Below are 25,255 nucleotides of genomic sequence, written 5' to 3' on the forward strand. Positions count from 1 at the left end.
CGATAAAAGGCTTCGTGTAACAAGGTATCAAACAAGGCGCGGTCCAAGGACTCACATCGGTGTGCGACCGTGGTGGTTTGAAAGTCATTAAACTTCATTTTGATCCCTTGCCGGCAAATTCGTCCCCCTGCATCAGCTTTTTCTAATCGCGTCAGCAATTCATCGTATAAACGATCAATCCACGGCAAACAGGCATCAAGCAAGTTTAGATCCTCAGACAAGGTTTTTTCGACCCCAACGGATTTCCGTATACGCTCAACTTGCACCTCACGTCGGTCAATGCCATGAGCACGCTGCCAAAGCACGGAACCAAATTTACCAAAGCGCTGGACAAGCATTGATGGATCCGCGGTTTGAATATCATGGCAGGTAAACAGATTCCATTCATGCAACTTGGTCAAGGTGACCCGTCCCACACCAGGAATAGACTGTAAAGGGAGATCGCGAACAAAGTGTTCAACTTGGTCGGGTGACACCACGCAAATACCATCGGGTTTTTTTTTATCCGACGCTACTTTGGCGATAAATTTAATCGGCGCCACGCCCGCCGAGGCCGTTAATCCTAACTCATGGCGAATGTCTCGCCGAATTGCTTCGGCTATTAAGGTTGCAGAATTTTGATAACATTGAGTCTCAGAGACATCGAGGTAGGCTTCGTCAAGGGAAAGCGGTTCTATGGTATCGGTATAGCGATGAAAAATAGCATGCAACTGTTGAGAGATGCGACGATATTTCGCCATGTCGCCACGCATCACTGTCAAGCCGGGACACAGCTTTAATGCTTGAGCGGTGGCCATCGCAGAACGTATGCCAAACCGCCGCGCGGGATAATTACAGGTGGCAATGACACCACGTCCATCGGCAGAGCCACCAATGGCTAAAGGAATAGACTGTAAGGCCGGATTATCGCGCATTTCTACTGCGGCATAAAAACAATCCATATCAATATGAATGATTTTTCTGCTCATGCTCCGGCCTTTTCATCAGAGTTCAGACGGGTTAGCCACGCGCTTTATAAAATGACGCGTTGGCAAAACACGTTAGATAATTTGATTTTTTTTCCACTCACGCGTCTTCTCCGCCCGCGCTTCGCGTTTTTTTCGTGCATCGCACGGCTCTGGGCAGTCACACTCTTTTTCAATACCGATCGCCCCCAAGCCACCACAGCTGCCGCTGATGGTTTTCTGCTGAACGATATAACCGATCGCCATACCCGCAATGACAAGGAGAAAGACTGCGAAGGTGATAAGAAAGACTGACATAATTGCTCACCTATTATTGGTCGTGATGCTCAGCGCCATGTGATGCGCTGAGCGAGTAACACGCATTACGCGTGCTTTAATCGTGCTGCCTCAACGGCACTGACGCTGTCCATAAAGACACTAACGCTGCAAATAAGGTTTAAACGCCTCTGACGCGATTTCTTCAAACCCATCGTCTGTTTTTACTACCATAAATACAGGAATATTCGCTTTGTTGGCTAATTCCATCGCTTTATCTGGCCCGAGTACCATAAAGCCCGTGGCTAAGCCATCAGCCGTCATACAAGACGGATCAAGCACGGTTACTGAGACCAAGTGATGATTGATCGGACGTCCTGTCGCAGGATCGATAATGTGCGAATAACGCATACCATCACTTTCAAAGTAGTTGCGATAGTCGCCAGATGTAGCAACCGCCATATCGCCTGGCTCGACGATCTCTTGTACTGACTGCGCTCCCGCACTCGGTTTCTCAATCGCGATACGCCAAGGCACTTGATCTTGGTTAACACCTTTTAATTGTAACTCACCACCAATCTCAACCAAATAGTTATCGAGTCCTAAATCGCCAAGGTAGTTTGCCACAACATCCACCCCGTACCCTTTCGCAATGGTTGATAAGTCAACATACAAGTCAGGGTTGGTTTTTGTGAGTCGACGCCCATCTACACTAAGGTGTTCTAAGCCCGTCATCGCCATCCGTGACGCTATCTCTTCATCACTGGGAATAGTCTCCGGCCGCTTTTCTGGCCCAAAACTCCAAAGGTTAACCAGTGGTCCCACTGTGACATCAAGCGCGCCTTGGGTAAATTGATTCAGCCGAATCGCCTCGTTAATCACGGTGATTGTCGCTGGAGAGACAGAAACAGGTGAGTTCGCTTGGTGCTGATTGAATTGACTCAATTCGGAGTCTGTTCGGTAAGTCGACATCTGATCGTTGACTGTTTCTAAACGCTGATCGATAGCCGCTTGAACGACATCCTGCGAGGGAGTAGCGTCCGTCGCGATATATTTGATCGAATAATAGGTCCCCATCGTCTCGCCCGTAAGATGCACAAGCTCAGGGGCGCGCTCACAACCGACAAGACCTGCAACCACGGCAACGACTGTTGCACAGCGTAACCAAAACTTCTTCATAGTGGTGTCCTTCGACATCAGGTTTATACGTAAAATGGCTGGCCCTTGGGCCAGCCATTACAAGGTCAGACGAACAATCAGTGCCTATCCGCCGAAATCATCCAACATGATGTTTTCGTCTTCTACACCAAGATCTTTAAGCAAGCCAATCACGGCAGCGTTCATCATTGGTGGTCCACACATGTAATACTCGCAGTCTTCCGGTGCCTCATGATCTTTCAGATAGTTTTCATAAAGCACATTATGGATAAAGCCAGTATCACCCTCCCAGTTATCTTCTGGTAGCGGGTCGGACAGTGCGCAATACCAGTTGAAGTTCTCATTTTGCTCTTGGAGCATATCGAAATCTTCAACGTAGAACATTTCACGTTTAGACCGCGCGCCATACCAGAACGTAATCTTACGATCCGTGTTAAGACGTTTGAGCTGGTCAAAGATATGTGAGCGCATTGGCGCCATACCTGCACCACCGCCGATAAATACCATCTCTGCGTCGGTGTCTTTGGCGAAAAACTCCCCAAATGGACCCGAGATAGTGCACTTGTCACCCGGCTTTAATGACCAAATGTAAGAGGACATCTGGCCCGGTGGCACGTCTGGGTTACGCGGTGGTGGCGTCGCCACACGTACGTTAAGCATGATAATACCCTCTTCTTCAGGGTAGTTAGCCATGGAGTACGCACGAATAATGTCTTCATCTACCTTAGACTCGTAACGGAAAAGGTTGAACTTCTCCCAGTCTTCACGGTATTCCTCAGGAATATCAAAATCCGAGTACTTAATATGGTGTGGTGGCGCCTCAATTTGAATATAACCACCGGCACGGAAAGGTACCGATTCACCATCTGGAATACGTAATTTAAGCTCTTTGATAAACGTGGCTTGGTTATCGTTAGAAATAACTTCGCAATCCCACTTCTTGACGCCAAAGATCTCTTCTGGCAGCTCAATCTTCATATCTTGCTTAATAGCAACCTGACACGACAGACGCTCACCTTCACGCGCTTCACCTTTGGTAATGTGGTCAAGCTCGGTCGGTAGAATGTCACCACCGCCTTCTTTGATCTTCACACGACATTGACCGCATGAACCACCGCCACCACAGGCAGAAGACACAAATACACCAGCACCAGCCAGTGCGCCAAGCAGTTTTCCGCCTGGCTGAGTGACGATCGCTTTTTCAGGATCGTCATTAATATCGATTGTGATGTCTCCGGTTGGTACCAGCTTCGATTTGGCGAATAAAATCACCATCACCAACGCCAGTACAATCAGAGTAAACATCACTACACCAAGAATAATGTCCATTGACTATTCCTTTCCTCGCAGTTTACCCGGCTTACAGTTGCACACCAGAGAAAGACATAAAGCCCAATGCCATCAGACCTACAGAGATGAAGGTAATCCCTAATCCTCGTAGTGCAGGTGGCACATCTGAATACTTCATTTTCTCGCGGATCCCCGCCAGCGCGACGATGGCTAACATCCAGCCTACGCCCGAACCAAAGCCATAAACGACCGACTCGGCGAAGTTGTAATCACGTTGTACCATAAATGATACGCCACCAAAGATGGCACAGTTCACTGTAATCAACGGTAGGAAAATACCGAGTGCGTTGTAGAGCGGTGGGAAGAACCGATCCAATACCATTTCCAAGATTTGTACCAAAGCAGCAATAACACCGATAAAGGTCACAAAGTTCAGAAAGCTCAGATCCACCCCTTTAACCAACGCATCTTCACGTAGGATAAGGTTGTAAACCAGGTTGTTAACCGGTACCGAAATAGTCAGTACCACCACAACAGCGACACCGAGGCCGAACGCCGTTTTCACTTTCTTAGACACCGCCAAGAAAGTACACATGCCGAGGAAGAATGCCAACGCCATGTTCTCAATAAAGATTGAGCGCACCAGCAGGCTTAGATAGTGTTCCATGTGCTGTTACTCCTTCGCTTCAACTTGTTCTGGTTTGAAGGTACGCACAATCCAAATCAAAAAGCCGATGAGGAAGAATGCAGAGGGGGCTAACAGCATCATGCCGTTAGGCTGATACCAACCACCTTCGCTGACAACCGGCAGGATTGATACGCCAAAGACAGAGCCAGAGCCAAGAAGCTCGCGGAAGAAAGCCACTGTCATCAGAACAAAACCATAACCCAATGCGTTACCGATACCATCCATGAACGACGGTAGTGGCGATGACTTCATTGCATAGGCTTCAGCGCGTCCCATCACGATACAGTTAGTGATGATCAGCCCCACGAAGACCGAAAGCTGTTTAGAGATGTCATAAACAAACGCTTTCAGCGTTTCGTCAACCACAATAACTAATGAAGCGATGATCGCCATTTGAACGATGATACGTACACTATTAGGAATGTGGTTGCGAATCAGCGACACGAAAAAGTTAGACATTGCGGTGACGAACATCACCGCCAGTGTCATGACAAAGGCTGTCTGCATCTGCGTAGTCACCGCTAGTGCCGAACACACCCCGAGAACCTGTAAGGCAATCGGGTTGTTGTCTAGCACCGGCGATAGCAGATTTTTCTTCAGTTCTTTCGCTTCAGCCATTGGTCAGGCCTCCCTCACGAACTTTTGCTAAGAACGGGCCGAAACCCTGCTCACCTAGCCAGAAATTAAATTGATTCTGAACACCGTTACTGGTCAGCGTTGCACCAGAAAGCGCGTCAATGCCGTGCTCACTTCCTTCAGGTGCGCCGCCTTTAACGATTCGAATGGCTGGCTCGCCTTGCTCGTTGAACAGTTTTTTACCATCCCACTTCGCGCGCCATTTCGGGTTTTCGACCTCGCCACCTAAGCCAGGGGTTTCACCTTGCTCATAGTAAACGATATCAGCAACCGTGTTACCATCCGGCTCAACCGCGACAAACGCGTACATCATACTCCATAGGCCTGAGCCTTTTACGGGGAGAATGAGGCGCTGTATATCACCCGAATCATTTTTCACGACGTAGACTTTAGCGACATCAGCACGACGGCCAATGTCTGCTACATTCTCTTCGCTACTTAGCTTTTTCGAGAGGCTAGGATCTTTCGCGGCTGCGCGCTGATCATAATCAGCTGCATCAGCAACATTGACAGCATCCGGGCTGACATAGTCGCCCTTYTCAAGGCTGACTAAGCGCGTTTCAATATACTTGTTGTAAGCATCGTTAATCGCGCTCTTACCACCCGCCACATCGACACCTGCGACCGAAAGGATGTTCTTTTGTACGTCTAATTTTGCGTTCATTTGTTGCAAAGGACGTAACGCCACCGCTGCACCAGACACCACGATTGAGCACACCAAGCTCAACGCGATAACAACGATCAGCGTCTTTTTAATACTATCGTTACTACTTGCCATTACGAGCCAGTCTCCGTTTGATGTTGCCCTGAATCACCAAGTTATCAAAGAGAGGTGCAAACAGGTTAGCGAACAAGATCGCCAGCATCATACCTTCTGGATATGCTGGGTTTACCACACGAATGATCACTGCCATGGCACCGATCAATGCGCCATACCACCATTTCGCTTTATTGGTAAACGCAGCAGATACCGGGTCTGTTGCCATGAACATCATACCGAATGCAAAACCACCCAGCACCAAGTGCCAGTAGAACGGCATGCTGAACATCGGGTTGGTATCTGAACCAATCAGATTAAACAAGGTCGCCGCAACGGCCATGCCCAAAAAGGTACCCACGATGATGCGCCATGACGCGATCCGCATGTATACCAAGGCTGCACCGCCAATTAAGATGGCAATGGTCGAGACTTCACCAATTGAACCTGGGATATTACCAATAAAGGCGTCCATCCAAGTCATGGTTTGACCACTAACATTGTGCATCAGTGCTGATTGGCCACCGGTGTACCATTGGCTTAGCGCGGTTGCACCTGAGTAACCATCAGCTGCAGTCCATACCAAATCACCCGAGATCTGTGCTGGATAGGCAAAGAACAAGAACGCACGACCGGCCAATGCTGGGTTCAAGAAGTTACGTCCCGTTCCGCCAAAGATCTCTTTTGCAACGACCACACCAAAGGTGATACCGAGCGCGGCTTGCCATAATGGCAATGTCGGCGGCACGATGAGGGCAAACAAAATGGATGTAACAAAGAAACCTTCGTTTACTTCGTGTTTACGCACGATGCAGAAAAGTACTTCCCAGAAACCACCTACAATAAAGACGGTGGCATAAATAGGCAGGAAGTAGGTGGCACCGAGAATGGTTTTGGTCCCCCAGCTTGCAGCCGCTAGCGGCCCAGCGATGGACTCGGTTAACCAATAATGCCAGTTTCCACTAATGACCTGCGCAAGCTGATCGCCTGAATACAAGTCCATCAAGCCCATAATCGCTTGGTTACCTGTGTTGTACATCCCCCAGAACATCGCTGGGAACACCGCAAGCCAAACCATGATCATGATGCGTTTCAAATCGATACTGTCACGCACATGCGCGCCGGCTTTGGTCACCATACCTGGCGTGTATAAAATGGTCGCAACCGCTTCATACAAGGCAAACCACTTTTCGTGTTTACCGCCTGGCTCAAAGTGTGGCTCGATTTGCTCTAAAAAGTTTTTCAGGCTCATCTGTTACCCTTCCTTCTCAATTTTTTCCAGGCTCTCGCGGAGCATTGGACCAAATTCGTACTTGCCTGGGCAGACAAAGGTACAAAGGGCCAAATCTTCAGGATCTAACTCCAGCGCGCCTAGCTGTTGCATGCTATCTGTATCGCCGGCACAGATATCACGCAGCAACATGGTTGGCTCGATATCTAGCGGCATCACTCGCTCATAATTACCGATCGGCACCATGGAACGATCACTGCCATTGGTGGAGGTGGTTAAATTGAAAAGCTGACCTTTAAACAAATGGCCAAGATAAGCGCGCGTCACTGAGAAGCGATTTTTACCGGGTGCTAGCCAACCAAACAGCTCTTGCTGGGTACGAATGAGGCGTGGCTGACTGACCATAGGACCCGCAATAGACACAACACGGTCCGTATGGATTTCACCGGCTAGGAATAGATGCCCAAACGCAATCACATCTTGATAGTTGAGATGCCACACCTGCTTTTCCATATCAACAGAACGCAAGTAATGGATATGGGTACCAACCAGTCCTGCTGGGTGAGGACCAGCAAAAACGTGTTGTTCGACATTAGATTGCTTGCTGGTTGGAAGCTCAACGTCTGCTTTGCACACAAAGACAGATTTGTCCGTGAGGCGCGATACGACGTCTAAACCAGCCACGAAGGCCTCTTTCTGTTCATCAATGATCACTTTAGGATCCGCGGCGAGCGGATTAGTGTCCATTGCGTTAACAAAAATAGCTTCGGGTTCAGCATCAATCGCTGGAGAACGGCTGAACGGTCGGGTGCGGAGCGCGGTCCACATCCCAGACTCAACCAGTTGATCAACAACGGCTTGACGGTCTAGCGAGGCTAATTGCGACGCTTCATACTTATTGAAGGTAACTTGCTCATTTCCATCGACTTCAATGACGACAGACTGAAGAACACGTTTGGCACCGCGATTGACTTCAACCACTTTACCAGCTGCGGGCGCAGTAAATTTGACGCCAGGGTTTTTCTTATCTTCGAAAACCACTTGGCCTTTCTTCACTACATCACCCACTCGCGCATGCATAGTGGGGCGCATTCCAACGTACTCTTCGCCAAGCAAGGCGACTTTCTTGATGGCTGGACCATCACTTATCACCTGAGTAGGAGTCCCTGCGATGGGGATATCCAAACCCTTTTTTATTGTAATCATACGCACTTGCACTACATTAACGGGAAAAAGAATTCTGTTATTGCGCAGTTAAAGACACGACTTTCGACTGAATGGCGGCCTAAAGGCACACCGTCGCAACATCCTGCTAACCACTCCATCACACAAAGGCAACCTAGGTTAGTCTTTAAGCACGATATTCTATCACTAACCCCAGCACTGATTCTATGGATATTGTCACTAGGGCGTGGCAATTATCCATACCTGTACAAACAATGCGCGTTGTAACTTCACAGTTTTACTGTTGTTTTTTTACGCGTTGCAGACAGCTGTTGACCGAGACAGTCACGGATTAACACTTGTCTGGCCGTAATCAATACCAAGCAGACACCAGGCCTTTATGTAAGAAATTGTTGCCATGAGGTAAAAGATAAAATCATGCCCACTCTCACTCGTCTAAGACGCATTCACGTCACCACCTCGACATGCCGGAGAGTCAGGCGCTTGGGTCTGCGCTTGCCATTCTTGCGGTGAATAGGTGTGAATCGCAAGCGCGTGAACCTCACCCGCCAATTCATCCGCGAGTGTGCTATTCACCGCTCTATGGCGCTGAATAAGCCGCTGGTCGCTGAATAGCTCCGAGACAACCACCACCTTGAAATGACTTTCCGCGCCTTCAGGCACATTGTGCATATAACTTTCGTTGTGTACCTCAAGGTGGGCCGGCGTGAAAGCCCGCGTCAGTTTTTCTGTTATTTCTGTTTCAATTTTCATGACGTCCCCAAAATCTCCGGGCGACCTGCCCAGATTTTAGCCGTTATTGATAAAATTGCGAATCGAGTGATGGATCAAGCAACGACAGGCAGTTTGCCCTCGTTTACATTGCAGTTATCGCTTGAGTGCGACAATATACGCAGTCCGTAACCCCCGATGCAAACGCGCCAATGAAAACACTACTTCCGATTCCAGGTAGCGAATCAGCCTTGACGCTACACCGTTACCCGCAGCGAAAAAATGAGACGCTACAAGCCTTCGATGCCGCCGATGAATATATGATTGCGCACGCTAGCACATGGTCAGTACGTAAAAATGCGCGAATATTGATCATTAATGATCAATTTGGCGCACTCAGTTGCTGGGCCAGCCAGCAAGGATTTGATGTTTTTCAAGTCAGCGATTCGGTTATTTCGCAGCAAGCGACGATTGAGAATCTGGCACACAATGATCTCGCGGGTATCACTCAGCTTACCAGCTTAGATACCTTACCGGCGGATATCGATGCGGTGATGTTACGCGTACCGAAAAGCAGTAAAATGCTCACTTGGCAACTTCAGCAACTCGCCAGTGTCACTGATGCGCATACGCTTGTGCTAGCGAGTGCTAAAGCGAAAGAGATCCATACCTCGACCCTTAATCAGTTTGAGCATTGGCTGGGGGCAACAACCACCTCGCTGGCGAAGAAAAAAGCGCGTTTGATTTTTACCACACCGACCAAGCAACCGGTACCGCAGCCCGATCCGGTCAACGATGTCGACGTACCAGAATTCTCGATGCGACTGGCTAACTGGCCCAATGTTTTCTCGGCCAAGAAACTCGATATTGCCGCGTATTTAATGCTGCCGCACATTCCGAGTCAGGCACATTTAAAACGCATTGTCGATTTAGGCTGCGGTAACGGCGTATTGGCATTACAAGCGGCACGAAATAATCCAGCGGCGTTCATTTATGCGGTCGATGAAAGCCATATGGCCGTCGCCAGCGCAAAACACAATCTGAATCGCCATGATATCGACTCACGCCGTTTTCTCTGTGAGGCCAGAGATTGCCTCACCGGTTTTGAGCATACAGATATCGATCTTGTGCTCTGTAACCCACCCTTCCACCAGCAGCAAACCATTACCGATCATATTGCTTGGCAAATGTTTTGTGACGCAAAACGTGTTCTGACCACGAATGGCGAGCTTTTAGTCATTGGCAATCGTCATCTCGGCTATCATACTAAGCTTAAACGTCTTTTTGGTCATGTCACTGTCGTTGCGTCGAATAAAAAATTCGTTATTCTCAAGGCAGTCAATGCCTAATATTAAGAAAAGGAAGCCGAACCCCATGAAAAAACTGATTATTGCTATCGCTGTATTAGTCCTTGCTGGCTGTTCGACACCCCGTGAGCCACAGCTGACTATCGCACCCTCTCCGGCGTCATCCAATCAGCAGCAAGTCAACAATCTTCCGGTCGTGGTGAAGAGTAAAGACTTACGTACCGCACAATTCGTTGCGGTTATCGATAGCGGTCGCTCCAATGTCAAACCGCTGCACGCCAGCCAGAATTTGCGTGTGGTATTAGAAGACACGCTGTCTCGTCAACTGTCATCACAAGGGTTTCGAGTGGTTGCCAATGGCCCGGGAGTGTTGCGCCTCGACATTCTTGATGCCTTAGTCCGAGTCAAACACACCGTGTTTAAACATGACATGGAAGCATCGGTTCAATTACAGCTCGTTGCTGAATCCCCTGAGGGTCGCTTTGTTAAGCGTTATACCGGGAAATCGACGCAAAGTGGTGTAAGCAGTGCATCACCTGATGATATCGAACTGGCGCTGAATAACTTGCTTGAAGCGGTGTTACAAGACATTGCCGACGACGAGCAACTCCTTGATCATATGAAAGCACACTTTTAAGCATGGTATGTCGTTCGCTTCTCTGGATTCTTGTGCTGGTCATCACGCCAGTGCAAGCCAGTGTCATGGTTAAAGTCGAAACCACCTTGGGTGATTTTGCGGTAAAACTAAACCCACAAAAAGCGCCTAAAACCGTGGCCAACTTTTTGCGTTATGTTGACGATGGCAGTTATGTCGGGACGCAGTTTCATCGCGTGATCCCACGATTTGTCGTGCAAGGCGGCGGGTTTGATAAAGCCCTGAATCGCCGACCAAGCTACGAGCCGGTAGACAATGAATCATCTAACGGTTTGAAGAATCGGCGAGCGACAATCGCCATGGCACGTACGCAAGAGCCCGACTCCGCCACCCGGCAGTTTTATATCAACATCCGTGATAATGGCTTTTTAGACGCCACGCCCAATAAAGTGGGATATACGGTTTTTGGTCGAGTCGTGGAGGGCTTTAATACGCTCCAAACGATGACCGAGCAACCCACAGTGACCGTCCCGAGCAAACGCATGCAAGATGTACCGCAACAGCCGATTGTTATCACCAATATCTACCGGATGTCCTCTCAATAGCGACAAGTAGGCTAACCACTATGCTGTCATCCAAGTTCAAAACGACATTGGCGCCCTACGCCGATCGTCGTTTACTTTTTGTTTTCTTAATGGGTTGCTGTAGTGGCTTTCCCTGGGTGTTGATTGGCTCCAACTTAAATGGTTGGTTGGCCGACGAGGGCCTATCACGCACCGCGATTGGTCTATTTGGTTCGGTTTTCGTCCTGTATGCAGTCAACTTTTTATGGGCGCCATTACTCGACCGCATTAAGATCCCTTTTCTATCTCAGCGCTTGGGTCAGCGCCGCAGTTGGATTTTTTCGACTCAAGCTATTATGTTGATTGCCACCTTGGCGTTGTCACAACTTGATTTACAAGGGCTTAAAGCGGTCGATCCTTGGGTTACTACTGTGGTGTTATCCTCACTCATCTTTGCGATTGCATTGGCCTCTTCCACCCAGGATATTGCCATTGACGCCTTTCGGATTGATAACTTTGCTGAACATGAGACTGATAAGTTTCCGCTGGCATCAGCGATGTCTGTGATTGGTTGGTGGACCGGCTATTCGGTGCCAGGTTATGTTGGCTTTGTTAACGCCGATGCCATCGGTTGGAATCATGTTTATGTGATCATGGCAGGCTTTATCGGCTTAATGGCATTGGCGACGCTGTATGTGAAAGAACCAGAAAGTGACCGCGAACAGCGCCAAGATGCCGCCACTCGCCACTATTTGGCGCAAGGATACAGTGGCTTGCGTGCGTGGCTGGCGGTCACCGTGGTCGAGCCCTTTGCCGAGTTTTTCCGTCGCAATGGGGTGAAAGTAGCATTAACCCTGTTGCTGTTTGTATTTTTATTCAAGCTGGGTGAAGCCTTCCTCGGACGGATGTCGATCGTGTTTTATAAAGATGTCGGCTTTACCAATGAACAAATTGGTTACTACTCCAAACTTGTCGGTTGGGGCCTCACCGTGGTCTACACCCTGATTGGTAGTTATATCAATTTGCGTTTCGGCGTGATTAAAGGGCTGTTTATTGGTGGCGTGGCCATGGCGTCCAGCAACCTGATGTTTGCCTGGCTGGCGATGGTTGGGCCCAACGAGCACCTGCTGCTGGGCGCAATCTTAGTCGATAACTTTACGTCAGCGTTTGCAACCATTGCGTTCGTGTCATTCTTAACCTTCTTAACGGGTCGTGCGTTTTCAGCCACTCAGTACGCCCTCTTAGCGTCGTTGGGGAATCTAGGCCGCACCACGGTCGCCTCCTTTAGTGGCATGATGGTGGACTGGTTGGATAGCTGGTCAACATTTTTCGTAATAACCGCTCTGATGGTGATTCCTGGACTGGTCATGCTGATCTATATTGGCAGGCAATTCCGCCAATCCCCGTCACAAAACGATCAAACACCTGAACACTGCCCAGATTCACGTCGCAACTGACCCTACATATCACAGTGGAGTGCAAAGTTTTGCTCTCCACTGTCGTATAATTATTAACAAAGATCACATAAAACGGCCATGTAAACGGTTACAACTTGCAGCTGATCACAGCCTATTTGTGTGTCTATATTTATTGCATTCTTTATAGTGAACTTAATCAATATACTGCTCTTAACAAACGCGCACCACGTAATTAACACCCAGCAGAGGCAGTCACTATGAAAAAATCCCTACTCGCACTCGCCGTTATCGCCGCAAGCGGCGTATCTGTTGCCAACGCCGCCGATTACTCCGATGACATTTACAAAAATGATCACAAATGGCTTCAGTTTAATGCTATGTATGCCATTAATGAAAAGCCACAGTTCGGTACCGATACTGACAAGGACCATAACTACCTAGAAATGGAATTCGGCGGCCGTAAAGGCGTGGTCGATCTTTATGGTTACGTCGATATTTTTGACTTAGGTGAAGACGATAGCAGCAACAACAATAAAAAGAATGCGTCCAAGCTGTTCATGAAGCTCGCACCCCGCTTCTCAATTGACGGCATCACCGGGCAAGACTTGTCGTTTGGCCCTGTACAAGAAGTCTACTTTTCAACCCTTTTTAACTGGGATGGAGGCAACGATATTGTTAATAATTCATTCTGGGGGGTTGGTGCCGATGTTGAACTACCTTGGTTTGGCAAAGTGGGCATGAACCTTTACGGTTTGTATGACATCAACAAAAAAGACTGGAACGGTTACCAATTCTCCACCAACTGGTTTAAGCCTTTCCACTTCTTTGACAACGGCAGTTTCCTGTCTTATCAAGGCTATATCGATTACCAGTTTGGTGCCGATGACACCTTTAAAGGCAACAACCAAGCGACCCACGGCGGCGCGATGTTTAACGGCCTGTACTGGCATTCAGATAACTACGCCCTCGGTTATGGCCTAAAAGCCTATAACGATATCTACTTGTTTGAAGATGGTGGTACCGCTGATACCTCAGGTATCTCTCACTACCTAAACGCCACCTACAAATTCTAACTGACTAGCGCGCCGGCCCTCGTCGACGCGCTGCTTTCCTGCTTTGCCTTTCATCCTCTATGGTTATGATACACTGAGGTTTTAACCAAGCAGGCGATGTGATGAGGATTACCCTAATTGGTGCTGGCGCCATTGGCACATTATGGGCGGTGAAACTAACCCAAGCAGGACATAGCGTTAATCTGGTCACACGAGACCACGCAAGTGAACGCACCCTTTCTTTAGACGGCACATCGTTCACCTTGCCCGCCAACCAAACCGCTTTGATGCAACAAAGCGATCTCTGGTTAGTCTGCACCAAAGCCTATGATATCCAAGCCGCATTGCTTCCCTATCTATCCTATTTACACCCAGAGACTCTGGTTGTACTTATGCATAATGGAATGGGACCGCATCAATGGCTGGCAACACAGTTACCTGACGCTCAACCTCTGCTGCTTGCTACCACATCTCATGGTGTCTGTCGCACCCGTACCGGTGATTGTCAGCACACCGGGCATGGACCAACCGCTATTGGACCAGGCAATCAAGCCGGCCATGCCTGCACCTTTATTGCCGAGGTGTTTGATCATGCCCTTCCCACCGCGACATGGAAGTGCGACATTTTTCAGTCACTTTGGTATAAACTGGCGATCAACAGCGTAATTAACCCACTGACCGCGGTGCATGGCATTCAAAATGGTGAGTTGCTCAAAGTTGACTACGATCCTATCATTCGCGAACTGTGCCAAGAGTTAGCCAATGTGATGCGCGCTGAAGGCGTCCACACCTCTGTGACAGAGATCCGCCAACAGATTGATACCGTGGTAAAAGCAACCGCAAACAACTATTCATCCATGAATCGTGATGTCTTCTATCAACGTCCGACAGAGCTCGAATACATTACCGGTTATGTGTTGCAGCGCGCGGCCGAACACCACATATCGGCCCCGCATCATCAGCAGCTCTATCAGGCGGTACAACAAGGTCAACGGCATAAGGAATCCTCATGAGTCAACAACGTCTCCTCATTTGTATGGCCCCCGGCAGCGAAGAAATAGAAGCAGTCACCGTGATTGACGTGATGCGACGAGCGGGGTTTGACGTGACTGTCGCCAGTGCGGCACCTGATGGGATGCTCACCCTCACCGGCTCTCGTGGGGTGGTGATCGTCTGTGACACCACACTCGCCGCGGTGGCCGATCAACCATTTGATTGCGTGGTTTTACCGGGTGGCATCGACGGCGCACAATGTTTAGGTGACAGCACGCTGGTAACAGAGATCATTAAGCAGCAGCAAAGCGATCAGGCTTGGGTCGCGGCGATTTGTGCGGCGCCGGCTTTAGTTCTGCAACGCCACCAGCTGTTCCCTCGATCTCATATAAGCTGCCATCCGAGTGTCAGTGAGCAGATCCCCGAGCAATGGCTCAGTCGGCGCCGAGTGATGACCGATTATGATCACCGTTTAATTACTAGTCAGGGACCCGGCTCAGCGATGGAGTTCGCGATTGAAATCGTGCATGTACTTGGCGRCAAAAAGCTGGCCTGGCAGGTCGCTGAGCCTATGATGCCGTTGCCTCAATTGCATTATGAGAAAAAATTCAGCGAAGGATAAATCGGCTCAGCGCCTAATCGCAAACAGGCAGCCGATTGGGCTGCCTGTTTTTTACATTCACAATGATTAAACCCGATAGACTTTCACATTCTCAAAGCCCATATCTTTGAGGTACAGGGCTTGCAGTCGACTCATTACGCCACGTTCACAATAGAGCAAATAGGTTTTACTTTGGTCAAGATCACCGAATTGCGTCGCCAACTTAAAGAAGGGAATATGAGCGACGTTCGCACCTTCAACCTTAAGTGGTTTGTCTTCTTGCTCTTCGCGGCTGCGAATATCTAAAACGACGGAATCTTTATCAACCTCGTTGACCCATTCCGCTTCTGGCGCTTTCTCTTTGCTTAGCGCTTCAATGGCACGAATATCCATGATCGTCGCCTGATCAACCGCTTGTTCTAACAAGCTAAAGTCAAACTTTGACTCCTCATGCTCTAACTTGGCTTTTTCCGCTTTGACCGTGGGCTTTTTCGAAATCACCCCACAGTACTCAGGCATGGTTTTAGCAAAATCTTCGGTGCCAATTTTGCGTGCAGTATCAATAATATCTTCTTTGTCCCAGTTGATCAGCGGGCGCAAAATCAGGCTATCAGTGACGTTATCAATCATGCGCAAGTTAGTGAGTGTTTGACTAGATACTTGACCCAAAGCCTCGCCGGTTACCAAGGCCTGAATACCGAAGCGCGCTGCAACCATGCTCGCCGCACGCACAAACATGCGTTTCAACACCACGCCCATCTGACCGTTATCAACGTTTTCGAGAATGCTATTAACCACCGGCTCGAAATCAATCGAAATAAACTTCACTTTGGCCGAGGAACCAAATTTATTCCAAAGGTAGTGAGAAACCTGCTGCACACCCGTTTCATGAGATTTGCCGCCAAGATTAAAAAAGCAATAGTGAACCTTACTACCACGTTTTATATGCAGGTAACTCGACACCCCTGAGTCGAAGCCGCCCGATATCAAGCTCAGTACGTCTTCTTGCGTACCCAGCGGGAAGCCGCCTAAGCCGGTATGACGATGCTTCACCAAGTTCAGCTTATCGTGGTCAACTTCCATCATCACGGTTACGTCAGGCTTTTTCAGCTGTACGCTTGCCGACGGAACAGCTTGGTTTAACCCACCGCCCACATAGCGTTCAAGCTCAATAGAACTAAAGTCATGCTTGCCGCGGCGTTTGGCTCGGACACAAAAGGTTTTTCCTTCAATTTGATCACGCACACCCTCTAAGGTGAGTGTATAAATATGATGCAAATCGTTAAACAGTGTCTGCTCTACCTCAAGCACAGTTTGGACGCCAGGCGTGTTAGTTAGCACATCCAGCACCAGCTGACGCTCGTCCGGTTGTTTTAATGTCACCTCAATGTGATCCCGACGGTTATATACCGCCGTATTACCAGTCCGACGCTTTAGAATATTACGAATATTGCATTCGAGGATTTTAGTAAAACGCTTTCTGACTGACTCGCTTTTGACGATCACCTCAGGGTGAATTTTAACAATAAACTTCATAACCGGYTCGATACAGCTGGAAATAAAGCCGCGGATTATACAATAACCAAGGCGCCGCTGAAACCGGCTATTTTTGTGTCTATTAAACGGCAATAAGACGACGCTCACGCATCGGAATCGATAAGTCGTGACCGTCGCAGAGGATGTTAAGGAATGGGATCAGCCACATCATCAGCAGAGATCTCGTCTGAAAAGCTCGGTTTCCCTTGCATCACAGCGATTTCTACACGCCGGTTGGCGGCCCGATTGTCGGGAGAGCTATTCGGAGCTCGTGGCTGGGTGTCGGCCAAGCCTTCTACCTTCATCCGCAAATGGTTAAAGCCGGGCACTTTTTCCATTTCCTGTGCCACTGAGACCGCACGCTGTGCGGAGATGTCCCAGTTAGATCGATATAGCTCAGACTCCAGCGGTGTGCTGTCGGTATGGCCTGACACTTTAATTTCTCCAGGAACATCTTTTACCAGCTGCGCAATTTGGCGCACCATGGGGCGGAACTTAGGCTGCAAAAACGCAGAATTGGGAGGAAACGCCCCCTTTTCTTGAACGCGGATAACCAGCTGCTGACCTAGATTTTCAACCTCGATAGCGCCTTCTTCTATCTCGCGCTGCAACGCCTGCATCAAGGCTTTTTGTAACTGCTCAAGTTGCTCTTGCATCCGTTGTTGTTCAAGCTGTGATGCAACCTGAGCACTCGATCCACCTTCTTTGTCAGAGGTTGTCCGCTGAGATCCGCCAGAGCGATCATCTTGCCCCTCTTGAAAGTCCAAAGTGCGCTGCGTCATGTCAATGGTTTGCTGCATGATCACTTCAATGGGCGTCGGCTCTGGGCGGCCAGGGCGAAATTCTTGTGCAATCACACTGGTCCCTTTAGGAATATCTTTCACCTCAAGGACGTTTTGTACCCCAAACGCAAATTTCATCGAGCCAGCGATTTGCTTAAACTTGAGCACGTCCATTTCTGAAAAGGACAACAGAAGGACGAAAAAGCACATGAGCAGTGACATCAAGTCTGCAAACGTCCCCATCCAAGGCGGTAAGCCGGGAGGCGGGCATTTGCATTCCTCTTCTTCTTCTTGCTGTTGTGCCATGAGGACTCCTTAAATCTCGCTATTTTTGATGTTCAACGCAGACGCTTTAATTATCGACATCCACTGCACGCTTGCCTTCATTGAGGTAATTTTTCAAAAAGCCATCAATCACACGTGGGTTTTGACCATCTTGAATCGCGAGTAAGCCGTCCATAATAAGACGACGGTTTAACTTCTCTTGTTCTTTGCGTAGTGCGAGCTTGTTGGCAATCGGTGTCGCTACCATATTTGCCAGCATCGCCCCGTACATAGTCGTCAGCAAAGCCACTGCCATTGCCGGGCCGATGGCCTTAGGATCATCCATGTTAGAAAGCATGGCAACCAGACCAATCAAGGTCCCGATCATCCCCATTGCTGGGGCGACATCCGCTAACGCGTTATAAAAACCAATACCGTGATCATGCCGCTCTTCCGTCAAGCTGATATCTTTCTTCAAGGTGGCACGGACCACATCCGCATCATGGCCATCAACGAGCAAGTCGACGCCTTTTTGCATAAACGAGTTATTCACTTCCATTTCTTCGAGGGCGAGAAACCCACCTTTACGAGCAGCATCTGCCATTTCGATAATCTTGGCAATCAAATCTTCCGGGTCATCGGACTTAAACATAAAAGCCTTACCCGCGATTTTAAAGCTGCCAAAAAATTGCCCCATCGTGTATTTGGTTAAGACAACAAATAGACTGCCCCCGATGACGATCAACACGGATGGAACGTCAAAATACATGTTCATGGTGCCGCCCAGCAGCATCGCCATGACAACGAATGCGAACGAACCGAGGATGCCGATGAGCGTCGCTATATCCACGTCAGTCTCCCTTAACTACCATTAAGTCATTGTTGTTCATTTTCAGGGTATTGGTTATATCGGCAACCAATCCTTTAGGTTTAGCGTAAATCCGTCAATATCAATAAGGATAACATGCCATTTACCGCTTGGGGTAAGAACACAAAATCGGCCTCTGCGGTTTGACCACTTTTCACCGCTGAGTTACCGTCTAGCCTTTCTTTTCTAATTTTATGGCATCATGGCTGTGAAGAAACCAGAAAATATGACCTTTGAGGACACGCTCAAAGAGTTAGACAGTATCGTTGGCGCGTTAGAGTCCGGCGAATTGCCGCTTGATACGGCAATGAAACGCTTCGAGCGTGGTATCACCTTAACCCGTCAAGGGCAAAAAACCTTGGCGGACGCCGAGCAACGGGTCGAGATCTTGCTTTCGCAAGAAGACGATGGGCCACTGACTGAGTTTTCCCCCCAAGACGATGACTAGTACTGTTGCAAAAGATACGCTGCGCGAGACGCAAACGCGAAGTAACCGACAACTTGAATCCTGGCTTTATACCCTAGACCATCAGGAACAACCTCTTATTCAGGCGATGCGCCATGGCTTGTTATTGGGAGGAAAACGGATTCGCCCGTTTTTAACCTATGCGACGGGGCAACTTTTCGGTATACCGCTTGCGCAGCTCGACACACCCGCAGTAGCCGTAGAATGTATTCATGCTTATTCATTAATCCATGACGATTTACCGGCGATGGACAACGACAGTTTGCGCCGTGGTCAGCCGACTTGTCATGTTGCATTCGATGAAGCGACGGCGATTCTCGCCGGTGATGCGCTACAAACACTGGCTTTTACCGTGCTTGCTGAAGGTGAACTCAATCCAAATGCCCAACCATACCGTATCGATATGGTGAAAGTATTGGCCAATGCAAGCGGCGCATCCGGGATGTGCCTGGGTCAATCACTTGATTTAGCCRCAGAAGGCCGAGCCGTTGATTTATATGCCTTGAAGCAAATTCATCGTAATAAAACCGGTGCACTCATTAAAGCGGCGGTACGATTGGGGGCCTATGCGGCTGGGGAGACTGGGGTGAAATACCTTGGATCGTTAGACCGATTTGCGGATGCTATCGGGCTCGCATTCCAAGTTCAGGATGATATTTTGGACATTACCAGCGATACGCAAACGCTTGGAAAGCCTCAAGGTTCCGATGTGAATGCGGAAAAGAGCACCTACCCTGCTTTGCTGGGGCTGGCTGGCGCGCAAGAAAAAGCGGCGCAACTTTACCAAGAAGCACTACACGCCTTGGAGGCGATCCCCTACAATACCGAGCAACTGGAAGTTTTTGCCCGATATATCATCGAGCGCAACAACTAGCATGATTAATAAAAGCGCCGAACCATTATGACATTGGATATATCAAAATACCCAACCCTCGCGCTTGCTGATACGCCTGAAGAGTTACGCACCTTACCGCGTGACCACTTGCCTCAGTTGTGCGAGGAGTTACGTACCTATTTACTTAACACAGTGAGCCATTCCAGCGGCCATTTTGCCTCAGGGCTGGGAACGGTGGAACTCACTGTGGCGCTGCATTATGTCTATAATACGCCGTTTGACCATCTTGTTTGGGATGTGGGGCATCAAGCTTACCCCCACAAAATCTTAACCGGACGGCGGGAGCAGATGCCCACGATCCGGAAAAAAGGTGGCCTTCACTCCTTCCCTTGGCGAGAAGAAAGCCCTTACGATGTGCTGTCAGTCGGGCACTCTTCGACCTCAATCAGCGCAGCTCTCGGGATGGCTATCTGCGCGGAAAAAGAAGGGCAAAACCGGCGCGTAGTCAGTGTGATTGGCGACGGCGCCATCACCGCGGGGATGGCTTTTGAAGCCATGAACCACGCTGGGGATGTGAAGCCCGATATGTTGGTCGTACTGAATGACAATGAGATGTCTATCTCAGAAAATGTCGGCGCCTTGAATAATCATTTTGCGCAATTGCTTTCTGGCAATGTCTATACCAGCATTCGCGAAGGCGGCAAAAAAGTGCTCTCCGGCGCCCCCCCGATTAAAGAATTGGTACGTCGTGCGGAAGAACACCTCAAAGGCATGGTCGTGCCTGGCACCATGTTTGAAGAGTTAGGCTTTAATTACATTGGTCCGATTGATGGGCACGATGTCGAAGAGCTGGTCAAAACCCTTAAAAATATGCGCCACCTAAAAGGTCCGCAATTTTTACATGTGATGACCAAAAAAGGCAAAGGTTACGCGCCGGCAGAAAACGATCCGATTGGCTATCATGCTGTCCCCAAGTTTGATCCGAGCGTGCATACGTTACCTAAGTCCAAGCCTTCCAGCCCCAGCTTTTCCAATGTGTTTGGTGATTGGCTTTGTGATATGGCCGAACAAGATGACAAATTGTTAGCCATCACGCCAGCCATGCGAGAAGGGTCTGGCATGGTCCGCTTTTCTAAGGCACACCCAGATAAATATTTTGATGTCGCTATCGCGGAACAACACTCGGTAACGCTTGCCGCGGGTATGGCGATTGGAACCTATCATCCGGTGGTCGCGATTTATTCGACCTTTCTACAACGCGCTTATGATCAGCTCATTCATGATGTCGCGATCATGAATCTTCCGGTGTTATTTGCGATTGATCGCGGTGGTATTGTCGGCGCCGACGGTCAAACTCACCAAGGTGCGTTTGATTTAAGTTACTTACGATGCATCCCAAATTTGGTTGTCATGACGCCCAGTGATGAAAACGAATGCCGTCAAATGCTGTATACCGGTCATACTCATGATGGTCCCGCCGCAGTGCGATACCCACGAGGCAGCGGGATGGGCGCTGTTATTGAAGATAAAATGCAAGCTATCCCCGTGGGTAAGGGTGTGGTCAAACGTCAAGGCGAGTGCATCGCGATCCTTAACTTTGGTACCTTGCTGCCAAGCGCATTAGAAGCGGCAGAAGCGCTCAATGCAACGGTTGTCGATATGCGCTTTGCTAAGCCTCTTGATCACACACTGATCGAGGAGATGGCAAAAGCCCATGACTGCTTGGTAACCGTGGAAGAGAATGCGGTAGCGGGCGGCGCTGGCTCTGGCGTCATTGAAACATTGATGGCGCAAGGCACGGTGAAACCCGTCCTGCAAATAGGCTTACCCGATCGTTTTATTTCGCAAGGCACACAACAAGAAATCCATGCCGATATCGAATTAGACAGCACCGGCATTGAAGCCCAAATCCGGCGCTACCTCGCTAAGCTAGGTTAAGCTAAGCCCCTGAAACTAAAAAAACCGCTAGTACTTAGCGGTTTTTTTGTTTTTCCAAACGATTAATTTGATGACTTGGCGTCTGGCTACTTGGCTTCTGACGACTTAATGGCTTGGTTACTTAATGACCTAGTTACTTAGTTACTTAGTTACTTAGTGCCAAAAAGTTACTTAGTGCCAAAAATCTTATCGCCAGCATCGCCCAAACCAGGAACAATATAGCCGTTATCATCTAACTTCTCATCAATGGCAGCAGTATAAAGCTCCACATCAGGATGTGCTTTTTTCAGTGCTTCGATCCCTTCAGGCGCTGAGACCAAAACCAAAACCTTAATTTGCTGACAGCCCTGCTCTTTCAACAAATCGATCGTCGCAATCATAGAGCCACCGGTTGCTAACATCGGATCCACGACCAAGGCCATTCGCTCATCGATGTTGCTCGCCAGCTTATGAAAATAAGGCACAGGTTCAAGGGTTTCTTCGTCACGATAGACACCCACGACACTGATCCGCGCGCCAGGAACGTGCTCTAAGACACCATCCATCATACCGAGTCCAGCACGAAGGATAGGCACCACAGTCACTTTTTTACCTTTAATTTGGTCGACATCAACCGGGCCATCCCAGCCATCGATCGTCACTTTTTCTGTATCGAAGTCTGAGGTGGCTTCATAAGTCAACAGGCTACCTACTTCGGTGGCAAGCTCACGAAACCGCTTGGTGCTGATATCACGTTCACGCATCAAGCCGATTTTATGTTTGACTAACGGGTGCCTTACTTCCACGACCTTCATCTTAGACTCCTTACAAAAAACAAATTCTCGGTAGTATACATGAAAGTAATTTGCTAGCGTAGAGATAGCGCTTGATATATCGTTTAGAATCTCACCAAACTGCTCGCGCAAACGTTTTCCTTTCACTGAATGCGCTGATAGAATAGCGCCGACTTTTGATTTCCAACTCCGGCGAGGAATTGCAGTGAGCGGTAAACAATCATCTCTTAGCTATAAAGATGCAGGTGTCGACATTGATGCCGGCAACGCACTGGTCGATCGTATTAAAGGTGTGGTGAAACAAACACATCGCCCTGAAGTGATGGGAGGACTAGGCGGTTTTGGTGCACTTTGTTCATTGCCAACCAAATACAAAGAGCCCGTACTGGTGTCTGGTACGGATGGCGTTGGAACCAAGCTACGCCTTGCATTGGACGCGAATAAACATGACACAATTGGCATCGATTTGGTGGCGATGTGTGTCAACGATCTAATTGTGCAAGGCGCAGAGCCGTTATTTTTTCTTGATTACTATGCCACAGGAAAGCTCGACGTCGACGTCGCTGCCAATGTCGTGACCGGAATCGCACACGGCTGCCAACAAGCCGGCTGTGCCTTGATCGGCGGCGAAACCGCTGAAATGCCGGGAATGTATAGTGGCGACGATTATGATGTCGCTGGCTTTTGTGTCGGGGTGGCGGAAAAGTCGGCGCTGATTGATGGCAGCAATGTCGGCGATGGCGATGCACTGATTGGCCTTGCGTCCAGTGGTCCGCACTCAAACGGTTATTCCCTGATCCGTAAAATCCTCGATGTGAGCCAAGCGGATCTCAGCACGCCATTGGCCGGTCAACCGCTTATCGAACATTTGTTGGCACCGACCCGTATTTACGTCAAATCTGTCTTGGCGCTGCAGGAGCAAACCTCAATCCACGCGGTGTCACATATCACAGGTGGCGGTTTTTGGGAGAACWTTCCCCGCGTATTACCTGCAGGGACAAAAGCAGTGATCGACAATAACAGCTGGCAGTGGCCTGCAATTTTTGACTGGCTGCAAGAAAAAGGCAATGTCAGCGATTACGAAATGCTACGTACGTTTAACTGTGGTGTTGGCTTGGTCATTGCGCTACCACAAACCGAAGCAGAGAAAGCAATTGCTTTACTCAATGAAGCAGGAGAAACCGCTTGGCAACTGGGTCATATTGCCCATGCAAACGCTAGTGAAGCGCAAGTGGAGCTCACAGAATGAAACGCATTGTTGTGTTAATTTCTGGTAGTGGCTCAAACCTGCAAGCGCTCATTGATCAGTTTCATCAGGGGCATCAGGCACGCATCGTTGCTGTTATCGCCAATAAAGCAAACGTATATGGCCTAACACGTGCCGAGCAAGCCGATATTCCCGCTCAGGTCGTTGCTAATACAGCGTATGCCAGCCGCGAAGACTATGACGCGGCTTTGGTTCGGGCTATCGATGTTCATCAACCCGACTTAGTGGTATTGGCTGGCTTTATGCGTATTTTAACCCCAGGTTTTGTCAGCCATTACGCAGGGCGGATGCTGAATATTCACCCATCACTGCTCCCTAAATACACGGGACTACATACCCACCAGCGCGCGATTGATGCTGGCGACAAAGAGCATGGGACGTCGGTACATTTTGTCACGGAAGAACTTGATGGTGGGCCTGTGATATTACAAGCTCGCGTCCCTATCTTTGCCGATGATGAGATTGATTCCGTCGCCGCCCGTGTTCAACAACAAGAACACCGAATCTATCCATTAGTGGTTAAATGGTTTATTGATGGACGGCTTAAAATGGAAGCTGGGAAAGCTTGGTTGGACAATCAGCCACTCGGTCCTTCAGGCCATGCAGCTGACGATTGACCGGCATTGCGATGAACAGGCGCCTCGGCGCCTGTTCGATCATGATGTGGCGACGCTCGCTTGGTTCGAGCAATAGACCTCGCCAAAGTGGAACACGCAGTACTCCCCTTCTTGCATCTTATGCCAGCTCTCATTATTGGTCAGCGGCTGCGTCGCAATCACTGAAACAATATCATCCGGCGTTGTCTGCTCGTGAAAATCAACTGTCATTTCTTGATCGATCAAACTCGCTCGACCAAATGGCGCACGACGTGTAATCCAATGCAGATTATTGGTGCAATACGCCATCACATAATCGCCATCGCTAAACAGCATGTTATATACGCCAAGCGCGCGCAGTCGGTCACAGCGTGAAGCAATAAAATCAAACACCTCACACATGTTGTCCGGTTGCTTTGGATAATGCTTAAACAGCTCGTTTAACAACCAACAAAAGGCCTTTTCACTATCGGTCTCTCCCACGGGTTTGAAATGTCCCGTCTCGAGACTTTCAAACCCAGAGAG

27 protein-coding genes are annotated in these 25,255 nt (G+C 49.0%); 12 read left to right on the forward strand and 15 right to left on the reverse strand.

Annotated features, from left to right (window positions below):
- The 10 genes from dinB to bolA all read right to left on the reverse strand — a co-directional run.
- On the reverse strand, window positions 1-968 hold a 968-nt coding region (gene dinB, locus BZG79_RS02955; protein ID WP_108743220.1), incomplete at its 3' end, for a DNA polymerase IV.
- 72 nt (window positions 969-1,040) lie between these two features.
- Window positions 1,041-1,262, reverse strand: coding sequence for a (Na+)-NQR maturation NqrM (nqrM, locus tag BZG79_RS02960; RefSeq protein WP_021024134.1), 222 nt, complete (start codon window positions 1,260-1,262; stop codon window positions 1,041-1,043).
- 120 nt (window positions 1,263-1,382) lie between these two features.
- On the reverse strand, window positions 1,383-2,399 hold the full coding sequence (locus tag BZG79_RS02965) for an FAD:protein FMN transferase (protein WP_077577235.1): 1,017 nt from the start codon (window positions 2,397-2,399) through the stop codon (window positions 1,383-1,385).
- 84 nt (window positions 2,400-2,483) lie between these two features.
- Window positions 2,484-3,707, reverse strand: coding sequence for an NADH:ubiquinone reductase (Na(+)-transporting) subunit F (nqrF, locus tag BZG79_RS02970; protein ID WP_021024136.1), 1,224 nt, complete (start codon window positions 3,705-3,707; stop codon window positions 2,484-2,486).
- A gap of 31 nt (window positions 3,708-3,738) precedes the next feature.
- A complete protein-coding gene (gene nqrE, locus BZG79_RS02975; protein WP_021024137.1) occupies window positions 3,739-4,335 on the reverse strand; it encodes an NADH:ubiquinone reductase (Na(+)-transporting) subunit E in 597 nt (198 codons plus the stop codon).
- Between the two features lie 6 nt (window positions 4,336-4,341).
- Window positions 4,342-4,974, reverse strand: coding sequence for an NADH:ubiquinone reductase (Na(+)-transporting) subunit D (locus tag BZG79_RS02980; RefSeq protein ID WP_021024138.1), 633 nt, complete (start codon window positions 4,972-4,974; stop codon window positions 4,342-4,344).
- Window positions 4,967-5,770 (reverse strand): Na(+)-translocating NADH-quinone reductase subunit C, encoded by an 804-nt coding sequence (locus BZG79_RS02985; RefSeq protein WP_021024139.1) that lies wholly within the window; start codon window positions 5,768-5,770, stop codon window positions 4,967-4,969. Before BZG79_RS02985 ends, BZG79_RS02980 begins: the two co-directional genes overlap by 8 nt.
- Window positions 5,760-7,001 (reverse strand): NADH:ubiquinone reductase (Na(+)-transporting) subunit B, encoded by a 1,242-nt coding sequence (locus BZG79_RS02990; RefSeq protein WP_077773691.1) that lies wholly within the window; start codon window positions 6,999-7,001, stop codon window positions 5,760-5,762. Before BZG79_RS02990 ends, BZG79_RS02985 begins: the two co-directional genes overlap by 11 nt.
- 3 nt (window positions 7,002-7,004) lie before the next feature.
- Window positions 7,005-8,186 carry an NADH:ubiquinone reductase (Na(+)-transporting) subunit A gene (gene nqrA, locus BZG79_RS02995; protein ID WP_077773700.1) on the reverse strand — a complete coding sequence of 394 codons (1,182 nt, stop codon included), beginning with the start codon at window positions 8,184-8,186 and terminating at the stop codon, window positions 7,005-7,007.
- Window positions 8,187-8,600: 414 nt separating this feature from the next.
- Complete coding sequence (gene bolA, locus BZG79_RS03000) at window positions 8,601-8,918, reverse strand: transcriptional regulator BolA (RefSeq protein WP_077461629.1); 318 nt, start codon at window positions 8,916-8,918, stop codon at window positions 8,601-8,603.
- Window positions 8,919-9,088: 170 nt separating this feature from the next.
- On the opposite strand from bolA, the gene BZG79_RS03005 reads away from it, so the two are divergent.
- The 7 genes from BZG79_RS03005 (at window position 9,089) to BZG79_RS03035 (ending at window position 15,426) form a co-directional block, all read left to right on the forward strand.
- Window positions 9,089-10,225, forward strand: a complete 1,137-nt coding sequence (locus tag BZG79_RS03005; protein WP_077461630.1) for a methyltransferase — start codon at window positions 9,089-9,091, stop codon at window positions 10,223-10,225.
- 25 nt (window positions 10,226-10,250) lie between these two features.
- The gene (locus BZG79_RS03010; RefSeq protein ID WP_021024144.1) at window positions 10,251-10,820 is read left to right on the forward strand and encodes a YajG family lipoprotein; all 570 of its coding nucleotides are present in this window, start codon (window positions 10,251-10,253) and stop codon (window positions 10,818-10,820) included.
- 65 nt (window positions 10,821-10,885) lie between these two features.
- A complete protein-coding gene (locus tag BZG79_RS03015; protein WP_236719503.1) occupies window positions 10,886-11,383 on the forward strand; it encodes a peptidylprolyl isomerase in 498 nt (165 codons plus the stop codon).
- 20 nt (window positions 11,384-11,403) lie between these two features.
- Complete coding sequence (locus tag BZG79_RS03020) at window positions 11,404-12,798, forward strand: MFS transporter (protein ID WP_077773692.1); 1,395 nt, start codon at window positions 11,404-11,406, stop codon at window positions 12,796-12,798.
- A gap of 218 nt (window positions 12,799-13,016) precedes the next feature.
- A complete protein-coding gene (locus BZG79_RS03025) occupies window positions 13,017-13,832 on the forward strand; it encodes an outer membrane protein OmpK (protein ID WP_077773693.1) in 816 nt (271 codons plus the stop codon).
- Window positions 13,833-13,933: 101 nt separating this feature from the next.
- On the forward strand, window positions 13,934-14,824 hold the full coding sequence (locus BZG79_RS03030) for a 2-dehydropantoate 2-reductase (protein ID WP_077773694.1): 891 nt from the start codon (window positions 13,934-13,936) through the stop codon (window positions 14,822-14,824).
- Window positions 14,821-15,426, forward strand: a complete 606-nt coding sequence (locus tag BZG79_RS03035; protein WP_077773695.1) for a DJ-1 family glyoxalase III — start codon at window positions 14,821-14,823, stop codon at window positions 15,424-15,426. Before BZG79_RS03030 ends, BZG79_RS03035 begins: the two co-directional genes overlap by 4 nt.
- Window positions 15,427-15,492: 66 nt before the next feature.
- On the opposite strand, the gene thiI is transcribed toward BZG79_RS03035, so the two are convergent.
- The 3 genes from thiI to pomA all read right to left on the reverse strand — a co-directional run bounded on the left by thiI (window position 15,493) and on the right by pomA (window position 18,837).
- Window positions 15,493-16,941, reverse strand: coding sequence for a tRNA uracil 4-sulfurtransferase ThiI (gene thiI / locus BZG79_RS03040; RefSeq protein ID WP_077773696.1), 1,449 nt, complete (start codon window positions 16,939-16,941; stop codon window positions 15,493-15,495).
- Window positions 16,942-17,087: 146 nt separating this feature from the next.
- Complete coding sequence (locus BZG79_RS03045; protein WP_077677214.1) at window positions 17,088-18,029, reverse strand: flagellar motor protein MotB; 942 nt, start codon at window positions 18,027-18,029, stop codon at window positions 17,088-17,090.
- Between the two features lie 46 nt (window positions 18,030-18,075).
- Entirely contained in the window at window positions 18,076-18,837 is a 762-nt protein-coding gene (gene pomA, locus BZG79_RS03050) for a flagellar motor protein PomA (RefSeq protein ID WP_021024152.1), read from the reverse strand.
- Between the two features lie 220 nt (window positions 18,838-19,057).
- On the opposite strand from pomA, the gene xseB reads away from it, so the two are divergent.
- Genes xseB through dxs form a run of 3 tightly spaced genes read left to right on the forward strand, consistent with a single transcriptional unit; the run spans window position 19,058 to window position 22,094 of the window.
- Window positions 19,058-19,303, forward strand: coding sequence for an exodeoxyribonuclease VII small subunit (xseB, locus tag BZG79_RS03055; protein ID WP_077461639.1), 246 nt, complete (start codon window positions 19,058-19,060; stop codon window positions 19,301-19,303).
- Entirely contained in the window at window positions 19,296-20,195 is a 900-nt protein-coding gene (gene ispA / locus BZG79_RS03060; RefSeq protein WP_077773697.1) for a (2E,6E)-farnesyl diphosphate synthase, read from the forward strand. The genes xseB and ispA overlap by 8 nt, the downstream gene beginning before the upstream one ends.
- Window positions 20,196-20,222: 27 nt before the next feature.
- Window positions 20,223-22,094: a 1-deoxy-D-xylulose-5-phosphate synthase gene (gene dxs / locus BZG79_RS03065; protein ID WP_077773698.1), complete on the forward strand. Its 1,872-nt coding sequence runs from the start codon at window positions 20,223-20,225 to the stop codon at window positions 22,092-22,094.
- Between the two features lie 167 nt (window positions 22,095-22,261).
- On the opposite strand, the gene upp is transcribed toward dxs, so the two are convergent.
- Complete coding sequence (gene upp / locus BZG79_RS03070) at window positions 22,262-22,888, reverse strand: uracil phosphoribosyltransferase (RefSeq protein WP_021024156.1); 627 nt, start codon at window positions 22,886-22,888, stop codon at window positions 22,262-22,264.
- Between the two features lie 184 nt (window positions 22,889-23,072).
- Between upp and purM the strand changes: the two genes are divergently transcribed.
- Complete coding sequence (purM, locus tag BZG79_RS03075) at window positions 23,073-24,116, forward strand: phosphoribosylformylglycinamidine cyclo-ligase (protein WP_077773699.1); 1,044 nt, start codon at window positions 23,073-23,075, stop codon at window positions 24,114-24,116.
- Window positions 24,113-24,751 (forward strand): phosphoribosylglycinamide formyltransferase, encoded by a 639-nt coding sequence (gene purN / locus BZG79_RS03080; RefSeq protein ID WP_021024158.1) that lies wholly within the window; start codon window positions 24,113-24,115, stop codon window positions 24,749-24,751. The genes purM and purN overlap by 4 nt, the downstream gene beginning before the upstream one ends.
- A gap of 39 nt (window positions 24,752-24,790) precedes the next feature.
- Here the strand turns inward: purN and BZG79_RS03085 are convergent.
- A partial coding sequence (locus BZG79_RS03085; protein ID WP_199877520.1) for a class II glutamine amidotransferase occupies window positions 24,791-25,255 on the reverse strand: 465 nt, incomplete at its 5' end.

It is taken from the genome of Salinivibrio sp. MA427, from assembly GCF_001996115.1.
GTDB lineage: Bacteria > Pseudomonadota > Gammaproteobacteria > Enterobacterales > Vibrionaceae > Salinivibrio > Salinivibrio costicola.

Bases quoted from the DNA above. Each gene is read 5' to 3' on its own strand.
- nqrM (WP_021024134.1), bottom strand. From the start codon at position 1,262: ATGTCAGTCTTTCTTATCACCTTCGCAGTCTTTCTCCTTGTCATTGCG.
- BZG79_RS02965 (WP_077577235.1), bottom strand. From the start codon at position 2,399: ATGAAGAAGTTTTGGTTACGCTGTGCAACAGTCGTTGCCGTGGTTGCA.
- nqrF (WP_021024136.1), bottom strand. From the start codon at position 3,707: ATGGACATTATTCTTGGTGTAGTGATGTTTACTCTGATTGTACTGGCG.
- nqrE (WP_021024137.1), bottom strand. From the start codon at position 4,335: ATGGAACACTATCTAAGCCTGCTGGTGCGCTCAATCTTTATTGAGAAC.
- BZG79_RS02980 (WP_021024138.1), bottom strand. From the start codon at position 4,974: ATGGCTGAAGCGAAAGAACTGAAGAAAAATCTGCTATCGCCGGTGCTA.
- BZG79_RS02990 (WP_077773691.1), bottom strand. From the start codon at position 7,001: ATGAGCCTGAAAAACTTTTTAGAGCAAATCGAGCCACACTTTGAGCCA.
- nqrA (WP_077773700.1), bottom strand. From the start codon at position 8,186: ATGATTACAATAAAAAAGGGTTTGGATATCCCCATCGCAGGGACTCCT.
- bolA (WP_077461629.1), bottom strand. From the start codon at position 8,918: ATGAAAATTGAAACAGAAATAACAGAAAAACTGACGCGGGCTTTCACG.
- BZG79_RS03005 (WP_077461630.1), top strand. From the start codon at position 9,089: ATGAAAACACTACTTCCGATTCCAGGTAGCGAATCAGCCTTGACGCTA.
- BZG79_RS03010 (WP_021024144.1), top strand. From the start codon at position 10,251: ATGAAAAAACTGATTATTGCTATCGCTGTATTAGTCCTTGCTGGCTGT.
- BZG79_RS03015 (WP_236719503.1), top strand. From the start codon at position 10,886: ATGGTTAAAGTCGAAACCACCTTGGGTGATTTTGCGGTAAAACTAAAC.
- BZG79_RS03020 (WP_077773692.1), top strand. From the start codon at position 11,404: ATGCTGTCATCCAAGTTCAAAACGACATTGGCGCCCTACGCCGATCGT.
- BZG79_RS03025 (WP_077773693.1), top strand. From the start codon at position 13,017: ATGAAAAAATCCCTACTCGCACTCGCCGTTATCGCCGCAAGCGGCGTA.
- BZG79_RS03030 (WP_077773694.1), top strand. From the start codon at position 13,934: ATGAGGATTACCCTAATTGGTGCTGGCGCCATTGGCACATTATGGGCG.
- thiI (WP_077773696.1), bottom strand. From the start codon at position 16,941: ATGAAGTTTATTGTTAAAATTCACCCTGAGGTGATCGTCAAAAGCGAG.
- BZG79_RS03045 (WP_077677214.1), bottom strand. From the start codon at position 18,029: ATGGCACAACAGCAAGAAGAAGAAGAGGAATGCAAATGCCCGCCTCCC.
- xseB (WP_077461639.1), top strand. From the start codon at position 19,058: ATGGCTGTGAAGAAACCAGAAAATATGACCTTTGAGGACACGCTCAAA.
- dxs (WP_077773698.1), top strand. From the start codon at position 20,223: ATGACATTGGATATATCAAAATACCCAACCCTCGCGCTTGCTGATACG.
- upp (WP_021024156.1), bottom strand. From the start codon at position 22,888: ATGAAGGTCGTGGAAGTAAGGCACCCGTTAGTCAAACATAAAATCGGC.
- purN (WP_021024158.1), top strand. From the start codon at position 24,113: ATGAAACGCATTGTTGTGTTAATTTCTGGTAGTGGCTCAAACCTGCAA.